The organism is Lactococcus sp. S64 (assembly GCF_016516525.1).
Classification (GTDB): Bacteria; Bacillota; Bacilli; order Lactobacillales; family Streptococcaceae; genus Lactococcus; species Lactococcus lactis.
This window is the reverse complement of the sequence record NZ_JACVUQ010000002.1, coordinates 49,554-66,250: the sequence shown is the minus strand read 5'-3', so window position 1 is coordinate 66,250 and position 16,697 is coordinate 49,554. Positions and strand designations below refer to the sequence as shown.

Here is a 16,697-nt window from a genome sequence, read left to right as displayed (position 1 = left end):
TTGTCAGATGGCTTACAATTCATCTGTCAGTAAAATTTATAAAAAAATGAGAAAAGGATGCAAAGATGGCTCTTTTCCAAAAGAAAAAATACATTAAAATTAATCCAAATCGTTCCATTATTGAAAAGCAAGCCGAGCAGCCAGAAGTTCCTGATGAACTTTTTGCCAAATGTCCTGCTTGTAAACATACGATTTATCAAAAAGATTTAGGAAAAAATAAAGTTTGTCCTAATTGTGATTACAATTTCCGAATTACAGCCAAAGAACGGTTAGCAATTGTTGCTGACAAAGATTCTTTTGTTGAAATGTTCACTGGAATCGAAAGCAAAAATCCCTTGGATTTTCCAGGTTATCCTGAAAAATTGGCGGCAACAAAAGCACGGACTGGTCTTGATGAGGCAGTTATGACTGGGACGGCCACAATTAAAGGGCAAAAAACGGCTTTGGCAATTATGGATTCGACTTTTATCATGGCTTCAATGGGAACTGTTGTTGGTGAAAAATTGACACGCTTATTTGAATATGCAACTACCGAAAAATTGCCGATTATTGTTTTTACGGCATCAGGTGGTGCAAGAATGCAAGAAGGAATTATGTCATTGATGCAAATGGCCAAAACTTCGGCTGCTGTGAAACGACATTCAAATGCAGGGCTTTTTTATATTACAGTTTTAACTGACCCAACAACTGGAGGAGTGACAGCTTCATTCGCCAGTCTGGGAGATATTATTTTAGCTGAACCCCAATCTTTAATTGGTTTTGCTGGACGTCGTGTCATCGAACAAACCGTCCGTCAAACTTTACCTGATGATTTCCAAAAAGCTGAATTTCTTTTGAATCATGGTTTTGTTGATGCAATTGTTAAGCGGACTGAATTACGTCAAAAATTGGCACTTCTTTTAGAACTTCATACGGAGGTGGAAAATGTCTGAAACAATTGATTCACTGACAGGTGAAGTTTCACAAAAAAATATTGCTGACATTATTAATGAAGCACGAGCGGCTGACAGAATTTCGGCAAGAGATATTATTGACAAAGTTTTCACTGATTTCTTTGAATTACACGGCGACCGTCAGTTAACAGATGATGAAGCGATTGTCGGCGGAATTGCTCGCTTCAATAATCAAGCTGTGACCGTTATTGGAATTCAAAAAGGACGTAACCTTGCTGAAAATTTAGCTACTAATTTTGGACAACCAAGTCCGAATGGCTATCGTAAAGCGTTAAGACTGATGAAGCAAGCTGAAAAATTTGGTCGTCCAGTCATTACGTTTATCAATACAGCTGGTGCTTATCCAGGAATTGAAGCAGAAGAACGTGGACAAGGTGAAGCAATTGCTAGAAACCTTTTGGAAATGTCTGACCTTAAAGTTCCAATTATTGCTTTCATCACAGGTGAAGGTGGTTCAGGAGGAGCATTAGCTCTTGCACTTGCCAATAAAGTATATATTTTAGAAAATGCTGTTTATTCAGTACTTTCTCCAGAAGGTTTTGCGACGATTCTCTGGAAAGATGGTTCACGTCGTGATGAAGCGGCTGAATTGATGAAAATTACAGCGCCACATCTTTTAGAAATGGGTCTTGTTGATGCTATTATTTCTGAGGAAAATCTGATTGATAACCTCAAGAGACAACTGACAGAATCACTTGGTGAATTGTCATTACTGACAGAAATAGAATTGGCAGAACAACGCTACGAAAGATTTAGAAAATATTAAAAAACGAAGGATGTCCTTCGTTTTTTTATATACATAAAAAAAGTTAATTCTGCTATAAAAAAATCTTATAGCACTGGGCACACTTTCGTGATATCTTTATATTAGATTGAAAATAGAAAGAAAAGGGCCAATGACAAGTATAAAAACGAAAGTAATTCATGGTGGTATTTCAACAGACAAGACAACAGGAGCAGTATCTGTTCCGATTTATCAAACGTCAACTTATAAACAAAACGGACTTGGACAACCTAAAGAATACGAATATTCACGTTCTGGAAATCCAACGCGTCATGCCTTGGAAGAATTAATTGCAGATTTAGAAGGTGGTGTTCAAGGATTTGCATTTAGTTCAGGACTTGCTGGAATTCATGCGGTTCTTTCGCTATTTTCTGCAGGAGATCATATCATTTTAGCTGATGATGTTTATGGCGGAACTTTCCGTTTGATGGATAAAGTGCTGACAAAGACAGGGATTATTTATGATTTAGTTGATTTGAGTAATCTTGATGACTTGAAATCGGCTTTTAAAGAAGAAACGAAAGCTATTTATTTTGAAACTCCTTCAAATCCTTTATTAAAAGTTTTGGACATTAAGGAAATTTCAGCAATTGCTAAAGCTCATGATGCCTTAACACTGGTGGATAATACCTTTGCGACACCGTATTTACAACAACCAATTGCTTTAGGAGCTGATATTGTTTTGCATTCCGCAACGAAATATTTAGGTGGACATTCAGATGTAGTGGCAGGACTAGTTACAACCAATTCAAAAGAACTCGCCAGCGAAATTGGCTTTTTACAAAATTCAATTGGGGCAGTTCTTGGACCACAAGACAGCTGGTTAATCCAAAGAGGAATTAAAACACTTGCGCTTCGGATGGAGGCTCATTCGGCAAATGCTCAAAAAATTGCTGAGTTTTTAGAAACTTCTAAAGCCGTCTCAAAAGTTTATTATCCAGGTCTTAATAGCCATCCGGGGCATGAAATTGCTAAAAAACAAATGTCTGCCTTTGGAGGGATGATTTCATTTGAATTAACGGATGAAAATGCCGTCAAAGATTTTGTTGAAAACTTGAGCTATTTTACGTTGGCTGAATCACTAGGTGGCGTTGAATCTTTAATTGAAGTGCCAGCAGTGATGACTCATGCTTCTATTCCAAAAGAACTTCGTGAAGAAATTGGGATTAAGGATGGCCTAATTCGTCTATCAGTAGGGGTTGAAGCAATTGAAGATTTACTGACAGATATCAAAGAAGCACTTGAAAAAAAATAATTTTACTGACAGACTTGTAAGCAAAGCTTACGACTCCTTTCTCCCTCGCTTTAACAGCTCACATTGGTCCTGTTGAACTGACAGAAAAATTAGACAGTAGAAATTGAAAGTAATTTACTGACAGAAGTGCATACAATTCATCTATCTCCCGCCTCAAGCGCTTATTTGGTTGACTTGAACTGACACAAAGCTGTCAGTAATTTAGGAATTAATTATGGTAAAAATTGTTGAAAATATTACTGAATTAGTTGGAAATAGTCCAATTATCAAACTAAAAAATGGTCCAGAAAATGGAGCAGAAATTTATCTAAAACTTGAATATTTTAATCCTGGAGGCTCAGTTAAAGACCGGATTGCTTTACAAATGATTCGGCAAGCCGAAGCAGATGGTCGCTTAAAAAAGGGAGGAACGATTGTTGAACCTACCTCTGGGAACACAGGAATTGGACTTGCCATGGCTGGTGCAGCTTTAGGCTATAATGTGGTTATTATCATGCCTGATAGTTACTCAAAAGAGCGTCGTCAGCTTATTCAAGCTTATGGAGCAGAATTGATTTTGACTCCAGCAGCTGATGGCATCAAAGCTGCCATTGATTTAGGTCAAAAATTAGTTGAAGAAAATGGTTGGTTTATGCCAATGCAATTTGAAAATCCAGCTAATTTAAAAGCCCATGAATTAACGACTGGTCCAGAAATAATTGAAGCATTTGGTGAAAATGGCCTGGACGCATTTGTTGCTTGTGCAGGCACTGGGGGTACAATTTCTGGCGTTTCTCACTATCTTAAAAGTCAAAATTCTAAAATCAAAACTTTTGTTGTCGAACCGGCAGAATCACCAATTTTAACAGGAGGTGAGAGTGGTCCACACCGCATTCAAGGAATTGGTATTCCATTTATGTCACCAAATTTAGATACAGAAGCTTATGATGGAGTAATTGATGTAACAAGTGATGAGGCTTTAGAGACCGCACGAAAAATTGGCAAAAGCGAAGGATTTTTAGTAGGTATATCTTCTGGCGCAGCAATTTGGGCAGCTTATGAATTGGCAAAAAAACTTGGCAAAGGTCAAAAAGTTCTCGCACTTTGTGCTGACAATGGTGAGCGCTATCTTTCAACAGAACTCTATGATTATTAAAACTTGGAATTTTCCAAGTTTTTTTTGTCTTATGAGCAGTTTTCTGTACTTTTTGAGCTACGGATGTTAGAATGAGAATAGATTAAGAAGATTAAAGGAGGGGAAATCGTAAATTATTGGTTGTCAGTCAATGATTGACAAATTTAACTGATTTAGTTTTTCTAACAAATTATTATGAAACTTTCATGATAATAAAAGAAAAAATCGCAATTACTAGGAGGATTTAAAATGGCTTTAAATGACAAACTTGATGCAACAAAAGATAAAGTAAGTGGAAAAGTTAAAGAAACCACAGGTAAAGTAACTGGTGATGAAAAACTAGAAGCTAAAGGTAAAACAGAAGGACTTATGGGAAAAGCTAAAGAAGGCTTGGAAAATATCAAAGACAAAGCTTCTGACCTAGCTGAAGATGTTGCAGAAAAATTTAATGATACGGTTGACTCTGTCAAACATAAAAACGAGAAATAATTGAATTTCTCAAAATTAAGCAAAACCTAAGTTATTTAAAACTTAGGTTTTTTCATTTGGAAATATTAAACTTGACTTATATACCCTCGGGGGTATATAATTATTACAAATCAAATAATCAAGAGGTGAAAAATGCAAACAATTGACATAAGTGAATTAGAATTACTGACAGAAAGTGAAAATCCAGTAATTGTAGATGTAAGAGAAGATTTTGAGTATAACAGTGGTCATGTTCCTAATGCCAAAAATATTCCATTGAGTCAACTAGAAGAAAGATATGCAGAAATTACTGACGGAACTTATCTTATCTGTCAGTCAGGTGCTCGTTCAGCTAGGGCCTGTCAGTATCTTTCGACAAAAGGAATTGATACTATAAATATTTCAGGCGGTACCATTGCTTGGAATGGCCCCTTAGAATTTACTGACAGACTTTAGAGAGAGAACGATGTTTGAATTATTTAAGAAAATAAAAAGTATCAGTCCAGCAGAAGTAAGTACTGAATTAAAAAAAGGAACACAATTAATTGATGTAAGAGAAGCTCATGAATTTCAAAATGAACATATAAAAGGCGCTCGAAATATCCCTTTAAGTAAATTGAGAGAACATGTTCTAGCCAAAAACAAAAAGTATTTATTAATTTGTCAGTCGGGAATGCGGTCAAAAAAAGCCTACAAAATATTAAACAAAGCTAATTATGATGTGACAAACGTAAATGGAGGAATGCGAGCTTGGAGAGGGAAAATTAAAAAATGACAGAAAAAATATTAATTGTTGGCGGAGTTGCGGGTGGAATGTCAGCTGCAACCCGTTTGCGACGTCTTAACGAAAATGCAGAAATCATCGTTTTTGAAAAAGGCCCTTACGTTTCGTTTGCCAATTGTGGCTTACCTTACTATGTGGGGGGAGAAATTGCAGAGCGAGAAAAGTTAATTGTTCAATCTGCTAAAGCTCTAAAAAACCGTTTTAACCTAGAGGTGCGCGAAAATTCTGAAGTTATTGCGATTGATAGTGAAGGAAAGAAAGTGACTGTAGTTTCAAACGGCGAAAGCTATGTTGAAAGCTATGATAAATTGATTCTTTCACCAGGGGCTAAACCCTTAATTCCACAAATCAAAGGTTTGAACCAAGCGACAAATGTTTTTAGCTTACGAAATATTCCTGATGTGGATAAAATAATGACCTATTTGAAAGCGAAAGCTCCTAAAAGTGCAACAATTATTGGTGCTGGTTTTATCGGCTTAGAAATGGCTGAAAATCTTGCTAAACGAGGGTTAAGTGTCACAATCGTCGAAAAAGCACCACATGTTTTACCAACCATTGATCGCGAAATGGCAGCTTTTGTCAATGAAGAATTAATTAAAAATAATCTTTCAGTAATGACAAATAGAGGAGCTGTCGAATTTAAAAACGACGAAATTTTGCTAGATAATGGTGAAAGTCTGCAATCGGATTTAACGATTCTTTCTGTGGGAATTCAGCCAGAAACGAGTCTAGCTAAAAGTGCGGGCATCAAATTAGGACTAAGAAATGCAATTCTTGTTGACGAACATTATGAAACATCGGTTAAGGATATTTACGCAGTAGGCGATGCCATTGTTGTCAAAAATCAATTAGGGCAGGATGCTTTAATTTCATTGGCTTCTCCAGCTAATCGTCAAGGGCGTCAGGTAGCTGATATCATTAGTGGATTACCAGTTAAAAATCGCGGTTCACTTGGAACGGCCATTGTCCGTGTTTTTGATTTGCAAGTGGCAAGTACAGGCCTTTCTGAGTTTCAGCTTAGAGGTTTAAAGATTAATCATAAAATTGTTCATGTCACAGCAAATAATCACGCGGGATATTATCCAGATGCAACTTCTATTGTTTTGAAATTAATTTTTGAACCAGAAAGTGGACAAATATTTGGTGCGCAAGCAATTGGTAAAGAAGGAGTAGATAAAAGAATTGATATTTTATCTACGGCTATCAAAGCAAAACTAACCATTTTTGATTTACCAGAATTGGAATTGACCTATGCCCCTCCTTTTGGTTCAGCCAAGGACCCAGTAAATATGGCTGGCTATGCCGCAATAAACCTTCTCTTGGGGCAATCAGAAAATATTCAGTGGCATGAACTTGCGGCTGAATTAGCAAAAGGGAAAGTCTTACTTGATGTGAGAAATCCAAATGAGTTGGCAAAAGGGAAATTTAAAAATTCTCAAAATATTCCGCTTGATGACTTACGTGAGCGGCTAAATGAACTCGATAAAAAGACTGAATATATTGTTAGCTGCCAGTCAGGACTTCGCTCTTACAATGCAGAACGTATTCTAAAACAAGAGGGCTACAAAGTGAAAAATTTGGATGGTGCCTTTGGATTATACAGCAAAGTTACCAAGGAATTACTTGATTAGGGAGCGAAACAAGAAAAGGATGACTGATGAAAAAATATGACAAAAAAATGGAAAATCGCTTGAAACGAGCGACAGGACAACTCACAGGAATACTTAAGATGATGGAATCTGGAGAGGAATGTATTGATGTTGTGACTCAATTAACTGCTGTTCGCTCTAGCTTAGATAGCCTGATTGGTCTAATCGTAGCTGAGAATCTCAAAGAACTTTTACTGGATAAAGAAGTGACTGACAAGGAAGAAAAACTCGAACAAGCTATAAAATTAATCATTAAAAAATAGATTTTTCATAGAAAATTGGACCAAAAAATCCCTTTTTAATATGCTATAATAAAATTAAAGCATAAGGAGGATAAGATGTACGATTTTTATTGGTATCCAAAGTGTTCAACTTGTAGAAAAGCTAAAGCAAAGTTAGATGAACTTGGAATAGATTATCAAGCGATTGATTTGAAGGAAACCCCACCGAGTCAAAAAAACTTTGAGAAATGGTTTAAAGAAGCAGATTTTCCCATCAAAAAGTTTTTCAATACAAGTGGTTTAGTTTATCGTGACTTAAATCTTAAAGATAAGTTAGCAACATTATCTGAAAAAGAAATGGCAGAACTTCTTTCGTCAAATGGAATGCTTATCAAACGTCCATTACTAGTGAAAAATGGTCAAGTTCAACAGATTGGTTTTAAAGAATCATCTTATGAAAAAATATAAAAAAATGAGTTGGTTAGACTCATTTTTTTATGTAATAATATTTAAATCTTAGGAGATTCCAAAAAAAGCAAAACTTTCAAACGAAAGTATAATTCTTTCTTATGAAGAAAATATATCATATTTTAGAAAATCTGTCAATAAAAAAATGGACATTGTCCATTTTTAATTAGATAGTAGTAACCTTTATTTTTTTCAAATCGAGAATTTTTTGACTTTCTGCATTGATTGACTTGTCAGTGAAAACTTGGGAAATTTCAGGGAATGAAAAACAGGTGACAGTTCCATTTTGGTTGAATTTAGAAGCATCAGTTAAAATAATCACTTCCTTAGCCGCAGCAGCCATGACATGAATGGCTTCACTACGAGCGAGATCATTACTTCTAAAACCGCGGACGGGGTCAAAACCATCAATACCGATAAATAATTTATCAACGTAAAATTCATCAACCACCTTTTTTATCAGAGGTCCAACGTTGACCTGTGAATTATTTTGATATTCTCCTCCTAATAAAATTACCTTTACCGAGTCGGATTTACGAATATAATTGGCAATAAAAACAGAGTTAGTGATGATAGTGACATTTTTTCGATTAAAGGCTAACTCTTCGGCAAGCAAAGCGCAAGTAGAACCAGATTCAATCATTACTGTATCCCCATCAAGAATATTTTCAGCAGCTTTGACAGCAATTTTTCGCTTTAAATCATAGTTTTTAGCTAAACGAAAATTGATATCATCTGTATTATTAATCAAAGCAAAACCGTGCTGGCGATTAATAATTCCTTTCTCTTCAAGTTTATCAAGGTCTTTTCTAATCGTTACGTTTGAAACATTAAGGAGTTGTGAAAGTTGATTGACTTCAATTTTTTTATAATCACTCACAATGCGAATGATTTCGTCAGAACGGGACATTTAGTAGCCTTTCGTCATCTTTTTTTATATTTTAAGACTACCACAAAAATCTAAAAAAATAAACCTTTTTATTAGAAAACCTTTCGTTCGTAAGTCAATGAAGTAAGTCATACTCATCTCTAGTAATTGCCCAATAGTCTGTAAGAAGAGGATTTTCAAACTTAGGAAAGTAAGAATAAACCTTTCCTAAGTGTTTCATTCCTAACTTCTCCATGACCCGTCCAGACTTTGCATTTTCTGTAAAATGTTTAGCTTGAATAACTTTAACTTCTAATTTATCGAAAGAAAGCGCCAAAAGACATTCAGCAGCTTCTGGCATAATCCCTTTTCCCCAATGGTCTTGATTTAAAATCCAACCCAGTTCGACTGTTTTTTTATTGATAGGATTAAGAAAAATTTCACCAATGAGCTGACCTGAAGTTTTTTCAACAATCCCCCAATGATAGAGGCTGTTAGGCAGAAAAAACTTGGCAATTGTGGCTTTAGTTGTTTCTATGGAATCATGTGGTTCAAAGCTAGTAAAACGAGCAACTTCAGGATTAGAAGCATAGTTAAACATTTCTTGGGCATCCTCAAGTTGTAATTTTCTAAGAATCAAGCGTTCAGTTTGTAAGGTCTGATGCTCTGCTAAAACTAAATTTATATTAACCATAAACATGTTCTCCTCAACTATTTTTACTCAATTATAGTCTCTATTTGTTTTATTGACAATAAAAAAGAACCTTTAAGGTTCTTTTATTTTAGAGTTCAAATTCTAAGAGAATGGGGACGTGGTCTAAACGTTCACCAGAATCAAGGGGTTCAGAAACTTTAACTGCTTGGGCAAGACGATTGGAAACCAGCCAGTAGTCAATTCTCCAACCTGAATTATTTAGTTTTGAAGTTTTTGCACGTTGGGCAAACCAAGTATAAATACTACGTCCTTCTTCATAAAATTTCTCAACCTGACCATGGAGTTGACGAAAGGTATCAGTGAATCCAGCCTCTAAAAGTTGACCAAATTTTTCACGTTCTTGGTCAGTAAATCCAGCTGAGTTGTGATTACCACGGGGATTGGCTAAGTCAATTTCTGTATAGGCCGCATTGAAATCTCCACAAGCAAAGACAGGTTTTTGAGCATCAAGGCTTGTGAGATAGTTACGATAGTTATCATCCCAAATTCCACGTAAATCAAGTCGTGTCAGGCCTTCTTGCGCATTTGGTGTATAAACCGTAGTGACAAAGAAATCAGGAAATTCAAGGGTGATGATTCGACCTTCGGCATCCATAGGTTCAGGAGCATCAATTTCAGGAAAAGTGATGACTGGTTCTGGTAGAGTTTCTTTATAAAGAATCATTGTTCCAGAATATCCTTTTCGAGCAGGTTCTACTGATGAACGCCAGACGATTTTATAACCTTTAAACAGTTCTTCCAAAACTTCCAAATGAGCTTTTTTAGGGCCAGTAGAAGGAAGTTTGGTTTCTTGAATGGCTAAAACGTCTGGTTGTGCTTGAGCGAGATTTTTAACAACAGCAAGAGAAAGGGCAGCACGTTCTGAGGTTCCAGTCAATGCAGCATTGAGTGAGTCAATATTCCATGAGATAAATTTATAGTTCATAATCGTTCCTTTATTTTTTAAAAGAATTTCCAAAGAGCTGTGACTTAAAGGAATTCTTAACTTTTCTATGATAATTATAACAAACTTAATCAGACAATGCGATTTTAGAGGTTTTTTGGTATAATATTTAGATGAGAATCTTCTCAAATATCGAGCCTCATTTGCTCGGAAAGAGGAAAATATGACAGAAAACAAAACTTTTTACATTACAACCCCAATTTATTATCCATCAGGTAAGTTGCACCTTGGTAGTTCTTACACAACTATTGCTTGCGACGTGCTTGCTCGTTACAAACGTTTGATGGGCTATGATACTTTTTATTTAACAGGGCTTGATGAACACGGAATGAAAATTCAACGAAAAGCCGAAGAATTGGGAATGACTCCTAAAGAATACTTGGACCCAATGGCGGCTGATGTTCAAGAATTATGGAAAAAATTGGATATTTCTTATGATAAATTTATCCGTACTACAGACACTTATCATGAAGAAGCCGTTCAAAAAATCTTTGAAAAATTACTTGAACAAGATGATATTTACTTGGGTAAATATGCGGGTTGGTATTCTGTTTCTGATGAAGAATTTTTCACTGAAACACAATTGGAAGAAGTTTTTAAAGATGAAGCGGGTAATGTGACTGGTGGGATTGCTCCCTCTGGTCATGAAGTGGAATGGGTTGAAGAAGAATCTTATTTCTTCCGTATGGGCAAATATGCAGATTGGCTTCTTGAGTTTTATGAAGCTAACCCTACATTTATTGAGCCGGCAATTCGTAAAAATGAAATGATTAATAATTTCATCAAACCAGGATTGGAAGATTTGGCAGTTTCTCGGACAACTTTCACTTGGGGTATTCCAGTAAAATCAAATCCAAAACATGTGGTTTATGTTTGGTTGGATGCGCTCTTTAACTACGTGACAGCTCTAGGATTTTATGGTGATGACGACTCACTTTATAAAAAATTCTGGCCTGGGGTAAATATGGTCGGAAAAGAAATTGTTCGTTTCCACACGATTTATTGGCCAATTTTCTGTAAAGCATTAGGAATTGAACCACCAAAACAAGTTTTCGCTCATGGATGGCTCTTGATGAAAGACGGAAAAATGTCTAAATCAAAAGGAAATGTTGTTTATCCTGAGATGTTGATTGAACGTTATGGCCTTGATGCGGTTCGTTATTATTTGATGCGTGCGATTTCTTTTGGACAAGATGGAATTTTCACTCCAGAAGACTTTGTTGGACGTATTAATTTTGATTTGGCCAATGATTTGGGGAATTTGTTGAATCGTACTGTTTCAATGATTAACAAATATAATGACGGAAAAATCGAAGCAACTGGAGTTTCGACTGAATTTGATGCAAGTTTGGAAGAAGTGGTTGAAGAAACAATCAGTCATTTCCATAAAGCAATGGATAAATTTGAATTCAACGTAGCTTTGGCTGATGTTTGGACATTGATTTCAAGAACAAATAAATATATTGATGAAACAGCACCTTGGGTCCTTGCAAAATCAGAAGACGACAAAGCAAAATTGAATAATGTTTTGTATCATTTGGCAGAAAATTTACGGATTGCAGGTGCACTTTTACAACCATTTATGCGTGCAACATCAGGTAAAATCTTTGAGCAATTGGGAATGGATGAAAGATCATTTTCACTTGAAAATCTTTCTTTTGGCTATTCATTTACTCATCCTGTAGTAGCAAAAGGTCAACCTATTTTCCCACGTCTTGATGTGGAAGAAGAGGTTGCTTATATTAAATTACAAATGGCTGGTGGCGTATTGCCAGAAAAAGAGTGGGTCCCTGAAGAAGTTGAATTGAATTTAACTTTACCACAAATTAAATTTGATGATTTTGAAAAAATTGAACTAAAAGTTGCCGAAGTGCTTGAAGTAGAACCTGTTGAAGGTTCTGATAAATTGTTGAGATTTAAATTGGATGCTGGTGATTCTGAACCACGTCAAATCTTGTCAGGAATTGCACAATTCTATCCAAATGAACAAGAATTAGTAGGTAAAAAATTACAAATCGTAGCCAATTTGAAACCACGTAAAATGATGAAAAAATACGTTTCACAAGGAATGATTTTGTCAGCCGAATTTGATGGAAAATTGCGTGTCTTGACCGTTGATGATGATGTTCCTGCTGGTTCATTGATTGGGTAAAATTAATTAGACAATAAAAAATGTGAAAGATTTGTTATCTTTCACGTTTTTTTACGTATAGTATATCAGGAGAGAAAGCTCTTAGTGTTCACTTGGTTTCATGCGCCCTGACAAATTCTAGATGGAGAAGGTGCCTATGAAGACAAAGTGTTTCCTTGGTTATGGAGAGGATTTCGTGCTAGCGGAACTTGGGATGATTATCGAAGTTTTGAACTTCGTAATTAATCTAGTCAGGCTCTGGCTTGAAATTAAAAAAACTAATCGCAATTAGCAATTAGTCCCACCATAACCAAGTTTGAACACGCGGTCTGTTAGAGCAGACCGTTTTTTTCGCGTGTTGCACTTTGTTGAACTTATTATAGCACAAAATTTTAAAGGGAACAAATAGCGTATAATTTTTGAGGACTATTTATTAGTTGAATCTATCGGATAGTTAAAACTGGTTTTCATTTATCAAAAACCTCTCGAACTTTGTTATAATAAATTCAGTATGTTTTAAACAATATGGAGGAAAAAATGACTTTTGAAGAAGCATTAGCTTTACTTAAAGCTGGGAAAAAAGTAGTCAGAACACAAGGCTGGTCTGGTGCCGAAAATTATGTTAAACTCTATGATTCGATTGTTTTAGAATCTGGTGAGAAGTTGGAAGTTACCCCTTATTTCTTGATTAATGTCTCGGGAGAGGGTGAAGGTTTTTCAATGTGGGCCCCAACGCCTTGCGACGTTTTGGCCGATGATTGGGCCTTGGTTGAATAGATAGATAGGCTACAAAATGAAATTTTCTGGGAAAAAAGTGCTAATTACAGGTGCTGCCAGTGGTATTGGCTTGGCTCAAACAAAAGTATTTTTAGCCGAAGGCGCAGAGGTTGTTGCTGTGGACTTACAAGAATTTACTGACGAATCTATCATTAATTCAAAAAAACTGTCAGTAAAAATTCTTGATGTTTCCGATGCTCAATCAGTTGAAAAATTAGCTGACGAAGTGGGAAGTATTGATGTTTTACTCAATACAGCGGGCGTTTTGGATGCTTATAAAACTTTGGAAGAAACTGACTTTGCAGAATGGCAACGAATTTTATCAACGAATCTCAATTCGATGTATTTGATGATTTCAGCATTCTTGCCAAAAATGAAAGCTCAAAAATCAGGAGTAATTATCAATATGGCTTCGGTTGCTGGCTTGATTGCCGGTGGTGGTGGCGTCGCTTATACGGCCAGTAAACATGCCATTGTTGGGTTGACAAAACAGTTAGCTTTGGATGAAGCACAACACGGGATTCAAGTAGCAGCCATTGCTCCAGGTGCCATCAATACACCGATGAATGCGGCTGATTTTACTGAAAATAATGGTCAGATGGCCCAATGGGTAGCCGATGAGACACCAGCTAAACGATGGGCTAGTCCTCGCGAAGTGGCTGATTTGACCCTCTTTCTAGCAAGTCCACAAGCCTCTTATATGTCGGGAGCAATTGTCCCGATTGATGGTGGCTGGACAATCAAATAAAAGATATTGAAAGACTTATCAGCATGTTGGTAAGTCTTTTATTTATTGTGGGAAAGTCTGTATTAACTACAAAAGTACTGACAGACTTGTTGATTTTACTGACAAGTTGTTCAATTGCTTGTTTTCTGTGAAAAAATTTCTGTCAGTAATTTTTTTGCTTTTTTGTTGGCAGGATATTCCGATGCTCCTGTTAGAATTTCTATCGAGTACAAAGAATGATTCCTTCGTTAGTGAAAATAATTCCCCAATAATAATTAGATGAAAGCAAATATTTGTCAATCCTTTTCATTTCGCAAAAAATCTGCTAAAATAAAAACGTTGCTCAATAGTGAGTTAACCCTTGAGCCTTCATCCCTTTGCTCAAGCATATTATAGGCGAATTTTGTCGCCAAAGGAGAACCTTTTGAAAAAATCAAAAACTTATGATATTGTTACAATCGCAATTGTTGCGGCCCTGTATGTTATTCTAACGATGACACCAGGTTTGAGCGCAATTTCTTACGGACCTATTCAATTTCGAGTGTCAGAAATGTTGAATTTTACAGCCTTCTTCAATAAAAAATATATTATTGCGGTGACAATTGGTTGTATGATTTCAAACTTTTTATCTTTCACTTGGGTAGATGTGATTGTCGGTGGTTTGTCAACTTTAGTATTCTTAAGTCTTGGTGTCCTTTTGTTTGACCGCTTTAAAAAAGATTATTTTTGGAATGGTCAGTTAAATAAAGCATTTTTCTTTTTTGCAATTTTCTTTTCGATAAGTATGTTCACCATTGCTCTTGAATTAAAATTTGTCGCAGGAACACCATTTTTGCTGACCTGGGGGACATTAGCTCTAGGTGAATTTGCCAGCTTATTTATCGGGGCATTTGTCATGGATAAATTAGGTAAAAGAGTTGATTTGAGTCGTTAAATAAATGAAAAGCAGCTCAGGCTGTTTTTTTTGAACCATTTTTAGAAGTCAGAATTACTTAATTTGTTATAATTAAAATAAATAAGAGATTGGAGAGCTTTTTATGAAAAAAATCGCTGTAATTGCTGCTTCTGGTAAGGCAGGAAGTTTAATCGCTCAAAAAGCATTTGGGCGCGGTCATGAAGTGACTGCCATTGTTAGAAATAAAGCACGATTAAAAGTTGAAGTGACTACTATTCTTGAAAAAGATATTTTTGAATTAACTTCTGAAGACTTAACAGGATTCGATGCAATCGTTTTAGCGCATCGGGCACCGGCAGGTCATGAGGAAGATTATTCAAAAGTAGCCCATGTGATGATAAAACTTCTTGAAAATATAGATAGTCGTTTAATTGTTGTTGGGGGAGCAAGCTCTCTCTATCTTGATGAAAGTCACGAAAAACGCTTGCTTGATGTGACACCAACCGATTTACCTTACTATCCAACTCTTTTAGAAATGGCAAAAGCAAGCTTGATTTATGAAGCTTCAAAACTTAATGTGACCTTCTTCTCTCCTGCAGAATTTTTTGACCCAGAAGGAGCACAAACAAATAATTATACAATTACCGGCGATGTTTTAGAACATAATAAAGCGGGTAAAAGTCGAATTTCATATGCTGATTATGCCGAGGCTGTGCTTAATATGATTGAAGATGGTAGCCATCAACATGAGCATATCGGAATTTATGAAAACTAAAAATTAATGAATTATCAAAGAGAAAGAAATTAATTTCTTTCTCTTTTTTTGTTTAAAAAAGTATAATAATACATAAAGTTCTTGACAAATAAAAAATAGAGTAGTATAGTGTATAAAAATACATAGGAAGTGTGTAAATATGAAAAAAGTAGCAATTGTCGGAATTAGAGGTTATAGCGGCTTAGAACTGTTCCGAATTTTCTATTATCATCCAGAAGTAGAAGTAACAAAAATATATGCAACAAGTCATTATGGAGAAAAATTATCAGAGTGCTTTCCGCAACTTGAAGGCTTGACTGACTTGACTATCAGTGAATTTAATGAAGAAGAAATTATGGCAGAATGTGATGTGGTTTTCTTTGCAACCTCAGCGGGTGTTAGTCAAAAATTAGCTTTAACTTTTATTGATAATAATTTTCCTGTCATTGATTTATCAGGAGATTTTCGATTAGCTGATTTAGAAATATACAATAAATGGTATAAAAATACAAATTTAAAAAATGAATATTTATTAAGCGCTCAATATAATCTGGCAGACATTGGTCAAGCAAAAGCAAACTATATCGCGAATCCAGGTTGCTATGCAACAGCCACACTACTTGCACTTTATCCGTTAGTTAAAAATAAGATGATTGATTTAGACTCAATCATTGTGGATGCCAAGTCAGGACTTTCTGGAGCCGGAAAAGGTCTGTCTGACGCGAGCCATTTTGTGAATGTTGTCGATAATATGTCCATGTATAAAATCAATAGTCATCAACATATTCCAGAAATTGCTCAAAAATTGAAGATTTGGAATTCAAATTTTCAAGCCTTGCAATTTTCAACTTCTTTAATTCCTGTGAGTCGAGGGATTTTTGTTAGTAGCTATGCAAAAGTTGCAGCTGATTTTGATTTTGAAACGATAAAAAATGCTTATGAACAGGTCTATGCGACAAAAAACTTTGTCAGAATTCGACGACAAATGCCCCAACTCTCAGATGTGATTGGGACCAATTTTTGCGATATTGGATTAGCTTATAATCCAGTGACAAATGTTTTGTCAGTTGTTTCGGTGATTGACAATCTTATGAAAGGTGCTGCCGGACAAGCAGTACAAAATTTTAATCAGTTATTTGGCTACGATGAAAGTTTAGGCTTGAAATTTATGCCAAGTCTTTAGAAGAGGAA

General features: G+C 35.7%; 19 protein-coding genes, 1 pseudogene and 1 riboswitch. Of the genes and pseudogenes, 17 read left to right on the top strand and 3 right to left on the bottom strand.

All coding sequences use genetic code 11. From position 1 onward, the window contains the following. The first annotated feature begins 65 nt into the window (after window positions 1-65). From accD to IAE51_RS02710, 10 genes are all read left to right on the top strand, one after another. On the top strand, window positions 66-932 hold the full coding sequence (accD, locus tag IAE51_RS02755) for an acetyl-CoA carboxylase, carboxyltransferase subunit beta (protein ID WP_003132516.1): 867 nt from the start codon (window positions 66-68) through the stop codon (window positions 930-932). Further along, a complete protein-coding gene (accA, locus tag IAE51_RS02750; protein ID WP_052062153.1) occupies window positions 925-1,719 on the top strand; it encodes an acetyl-CoA carboxylase carboxyl transferase subunit alpha in 795 nt (264 codons plus the stop codon). The genes accD and accA overlap by 8 nt, the downstream gene beginning before the upstream one ends. A 130-nt stretch (window positions 1,720-1,849) precedes the next feature. Beyond that, complete coding sequence (locus IAE51_RS02745; RefSeq protein ID WP_200094684.1) at window positions 1,850-2,992, top strand: cystathionine gamma-synthase; 1,143 nt, start codon at window positions 1,850-1,852, stop codon at window positions 2,990-2,992. A 214-nt stretch (window positions 2,993-3,206) separates the two neighbouring features. Further along, on the top strand, window positions 3,207-4,127 hold the full coding sequence (cysK, locus tag IAE51_RS02740; RefSeq protein ID WP_033900350.1) for a cysteine synthase A: 921 nt from the start codon (window positions 3,207-3,209) through the stop codon (window positions 4,125-4,127). Window positions 4,128-4,355: 228 nt separating this feature from the next. Beyond that, a complete protein-coding gene (locus tag IAE51_RS02735) occupies window positions 4,356-4,595 on the top strand; it encodes a CsbD family protein (protein WP_003132523.1) in 240 nt (79 codons plus the stop codon). Between the two features lie 132 nt (window positions 4,596-4,727). Further along, complete coding sequence (locus tag IAE51_RS02730) at window positions 4,728-5,030, top strand: rhodanese-like domain-containing protein (protein WP_003132525.1); 303 nt, start codon at window positions 4,728-4,730, stop codon at window positions 5,028-5,030. A 10-nt stretch (window positions 5,031-5,040) separates the two neighbouring features. Further along, window positions 5,041-5,349 carry a rhodanese-like domain-containing protein gene (locus IAE51_RS02725; RefSeq protein ID WP_200094682.1) on the top strand — a complete coding sequence of 103 codons (309 nt, stop codon included), beginning with the start codon at window positions 5,041-5,043 and terminating at the stop codon, window positions 5,347-5,349. Further along, a complete protein-coding gene (locus IAE51_RS02720; protein WP_200094680.1) occupies window positions 5,346-6,989 on the top strand; it encodes an FAD-dependent oxidoreductase in 1,644 nt (547 codons plus the stop codon). The genes IAE51_RS02725 and IAE51_RS02720 overlap by 4 nt, the downstream gene beginning before the upstream one ends. Window positions 6,990-7,015: 26 nt before the next feature. Beyond that, entirely contained in the window at window positions 7,016-7,270 is a 255-nt protein-coding gene (locus IAE51_RS02715) for a metal-sensitive transcriptional regulator (protein ID WP_011835555.1), read from the top strand. 75 nt (window positions 7,271-7,345) lie between these two features. Then, complete coding sequence (locus IAE51_RS02710) at window positions 7,346-7,696, top strand: arsenate reductase family protein (protein WP_003132532.1); 351 nt, start codon at window positions 7,346-7,348, stop codon at window positions 7,694-7,696. Between the two features lie 166 nt (window positions 7,697-7,862). On the opposite strand, the gene IAE51_RS02705 is transcribed toward IAE51_RS02710, so the two are convergent. The 3 genes from IAE51_RS02705 to IAE51_RS02695 form a co-directional block, all read right to left on the bottom strand. After that, window positions 7,863-8,606: a DeoR/GlpR family DNA-binding transcription regulator gene (locus IAE51_RS02705; RefSeq protein WP_017864323.1), complete on the bottom strand. Its 744-nt coding sequence runs from the start codon at window positions 8,604-8,606 to the stop codon at window positions 7,863-7,865. A 94-nt stretch (window positions 8,607-8,700) separates the two neighbouring features. After that, the gene (locus IAE51_RS02700; RefSeq protein ID WP_050573391.1) at window positions 8,701-9,264 is read right to left on the bottom strand and encodes a GNAT family N-acetyltransferase; all 564 of its coding nucleotides are present in this window, start codon (window positions 9,262-9,264) and stop codon (window positions 8,701-8,703) included. 82 nt (window positions 9,265-9,346) lie between these two features. Further along, on the bottom strand, window positions 9,347-10,204 hold the full coding sequence (locus IAE51_RS02695) for an exodeoxyribonuclease III (RefSeq protein WP_021722957.1): 858 nt from the start codon (window positions 10,202-10,204) through the stop codon (window positions 9,347-9,349). A gap of 172 nt (window positions 10,205-10,376) precedes the next feature. On the opposite strand from IAE51_RS02695, the pseudogene metG reads away from it, so the two are divergent. From metG to argC, 7 genes and pseudogenes are all read left to right on the top strand, one after another. Then, window positions 10,377-12,374, top strand: a pseudogene (metG, locus tag IAE51_RS02690) (methionine--tRNA ligase); the annotation flags it as partial. Window positions 12,375-12,510: 136 nt separating this feature from the next. Beyond that, window positions 12,511-12,645 carry a hypothetical protein gene (locus tag IAE51_RS12335; protein ID WP_255528840.1) on the top strand — a complete coding sequence of 45 codons (135 nt, stop codon included), beginning with the start codon at window positions 12,511-12,513 and terminating at the stop codon, window positions 12,643-12,645. Window positions 12,646-12,890: 245 nt separating this feature from the next. Beyond that, on the top strand, window positions 12,891-13,130 hold the full coding sequence (locus IAE51_RS02685; protein WP_011835550.1) for a DUF2829 domain-containing protein: 240 nt from the start codon (window positions 12,891-12,893) through the stop codon (window positions 13,128-13,130). A 16-nt stretch (window positions 13,131-13,146) separates the two neighbouring features. Further along, window positions 13,147-13,878: a 3-oxoacyl-ACP reductase gene (locus IAE51_RS02680; protein ID WP_109990742.1), complete on the top strand. Its 732-nt coding sequence runs from the start codon at window positions 13,147-13,149 to the stop codon at window positions 13,876-13,878. Window positions 13,879-14,178: 300 nt separating this feature from the next. Continuing rightward, a riboswitch (PreQ1 riboswitch) is annotated at window positions 14,179-14,284 on the top strand. Continuing rightward, on the top strand, window positions 14,282-14,791 hold the full coding sequence (locus IAE51_RS02675; protein WP_023188848.1) for a QueT transporter family protein: 510 nt from the start codon (window positions 14,282-14,284) through the stop codon (window positions 14,789-14,791). It overlaps the preceding riboswitch by 3 nt. A gap of 103 nt (window positions 14,792-14,894) precedes the next feature. Beyond that, on the top strand, window positions 14,895-15,527 hold the full coding sequence (locus tag IAE51_RS02670; RefSeq protein WP_058206147.1) for an NAD(P)-dependent oxidoreductase: 633 nt from the start codon (window positions 14,895-14,897) through the stop codon (window positions 15,525-15,527). A 139-nt stretch (window positions 15,528-15,666) separates the two neighbouring features. Continuing rightward, window positions 15,667-16,689, top strand: a complete 1,023-nt coding sequence (argC, locus tag IAE51_RS02665) for an N-acetyl-gamma-glutamyl-phosphate reductase (protein WP_058212116.1) — start codon at window positions 15,667-15,669, stop codon at window positions 16,687-16,689. Window positions 16,690-16,697: the final 8 nt, after the last annotated feature.

Bases quoted from the DNA above. Each gene is read 5' to 3' on its own strand.
- IAE51_RS02725 (WP_200094682.1), top strand. From the start codon at position 5,041: ATGTTTGAATTATTTAAGAAAATAAAAAGTATCAGTCCAGCAGAAGTA.
- accD (WP_003132516.1), top strand. From the start codon at position 66: ATGGCTCTTTTCCAAAAGAAAAAATACATTAAAATTAATCCAAATCGT.
- IAE51_RS02670 (WP_058206147.1), top strand. From the start codon at position 14,895: ATGAAAAAAATCGCTGTAATTGCTGCTTCTGGTAAGGCAGGAAGTTTA.
- accA (WP_052062153.1), top strand. From the start codon at position 925: ATGTCTGAAACAATTGATTCACTGACAGGTGAAGTTTCACAAAAAAAT.
- IAE51_RS02715 (WP_011835555.1), top strand. From the start codon at position 7,016: ATGAAAAAATATGACAAAAAAATGGAAAATCGCTTGAAACGAGCGACA.
- IAE51_RS12335 (WP_255528840.1), top strand. From the start codon at position 12,511: ATGAAGACAAAGTGTTTCCTTGGTTATGGAGAGGATTTCGTGCTAGCG.
- IAE51_RS02730 (WP_003132525.1), top strand. From the start codon at position 4,728: ATGCAAACAATTGACATAAGTGAATTAGAATTACTGACAGAAAGTGAA.
- IAE51_RS02735 (WP_003132523.1), top strand. From the start codon at position 4,356: ATGGCTTTAAATGACAAACTTGATGCAACAAAAGATAAAGTAAGTGGA.
- cysK (WP_033900350.1), top strand. From the start codon at position 3,207: ATGGTAAAAATTGTTGAAAATATTACTGAATTAGTTGGAAATAGTCCA.
- IAE51_RS02710 (WP_003132532.1), top strand. From the start codon at position 7,346: ATGTACGATTTTTATTGGTATCCAAAGTGTTCAACTTGTAGAAAAGCT.
- IAE51_RS02720 (WP_200094680.1), top strand. From the start codon at position 5,346: ATGACAGAAAAAATATTAATTGTTGGCGGAGTTGCGGGTGGAATGTCA.
- IAE51_RS02695 (WP_021722957.1), bottom strand. From the start codon at position 10,204: ATGAACTATAAATTTATCTCATGGAATATTGACTCACTCAATGCTGCA.
- IAE51_RS02745 (WP_200094684.1), top strand. From the start codon at position 1,850: ATGACAAGTATAAAAACGAAAGTAATTCATGGTGGTATTTCAACAGAC.
- IAE51_RS02685 (WP_011835550.1), top strand. From the start codon at position 12,891: ATGACTTTTGAAGAAGCATTAGCTTTACTTAAAGCTGGGAAAAAAGTA.
- IAE51_RS02700 (WP_050573391.1), bottom strand. From the start codon at position 9,264: ATGTTTATGGTTAATATAAATTTAGTTTTAGCAGAGCATCAGACCTTA.
- IAE51_RS02705 (WP_017864323.1), bottom strand. From the start codon at position 8,606: ATGTCCCGTTCTGACGAAATCATTCGCATTGTGAGTGATTATAAAAAA.
- IAE51_RS02680 (WP_109990742.1), top strand. From the start codon at position 13,147: ATGAAATTTTCTGGGAAAAAAGTGCTAATTACAGGTGCTGCCAGTGGT.
- argC (WP_058212116.1), top strand. From the start codon at position 15,667: ATGAAAAAAGTAGCAATTGTCGGAATTAGAGGTTATAGCGGCTTAGAA.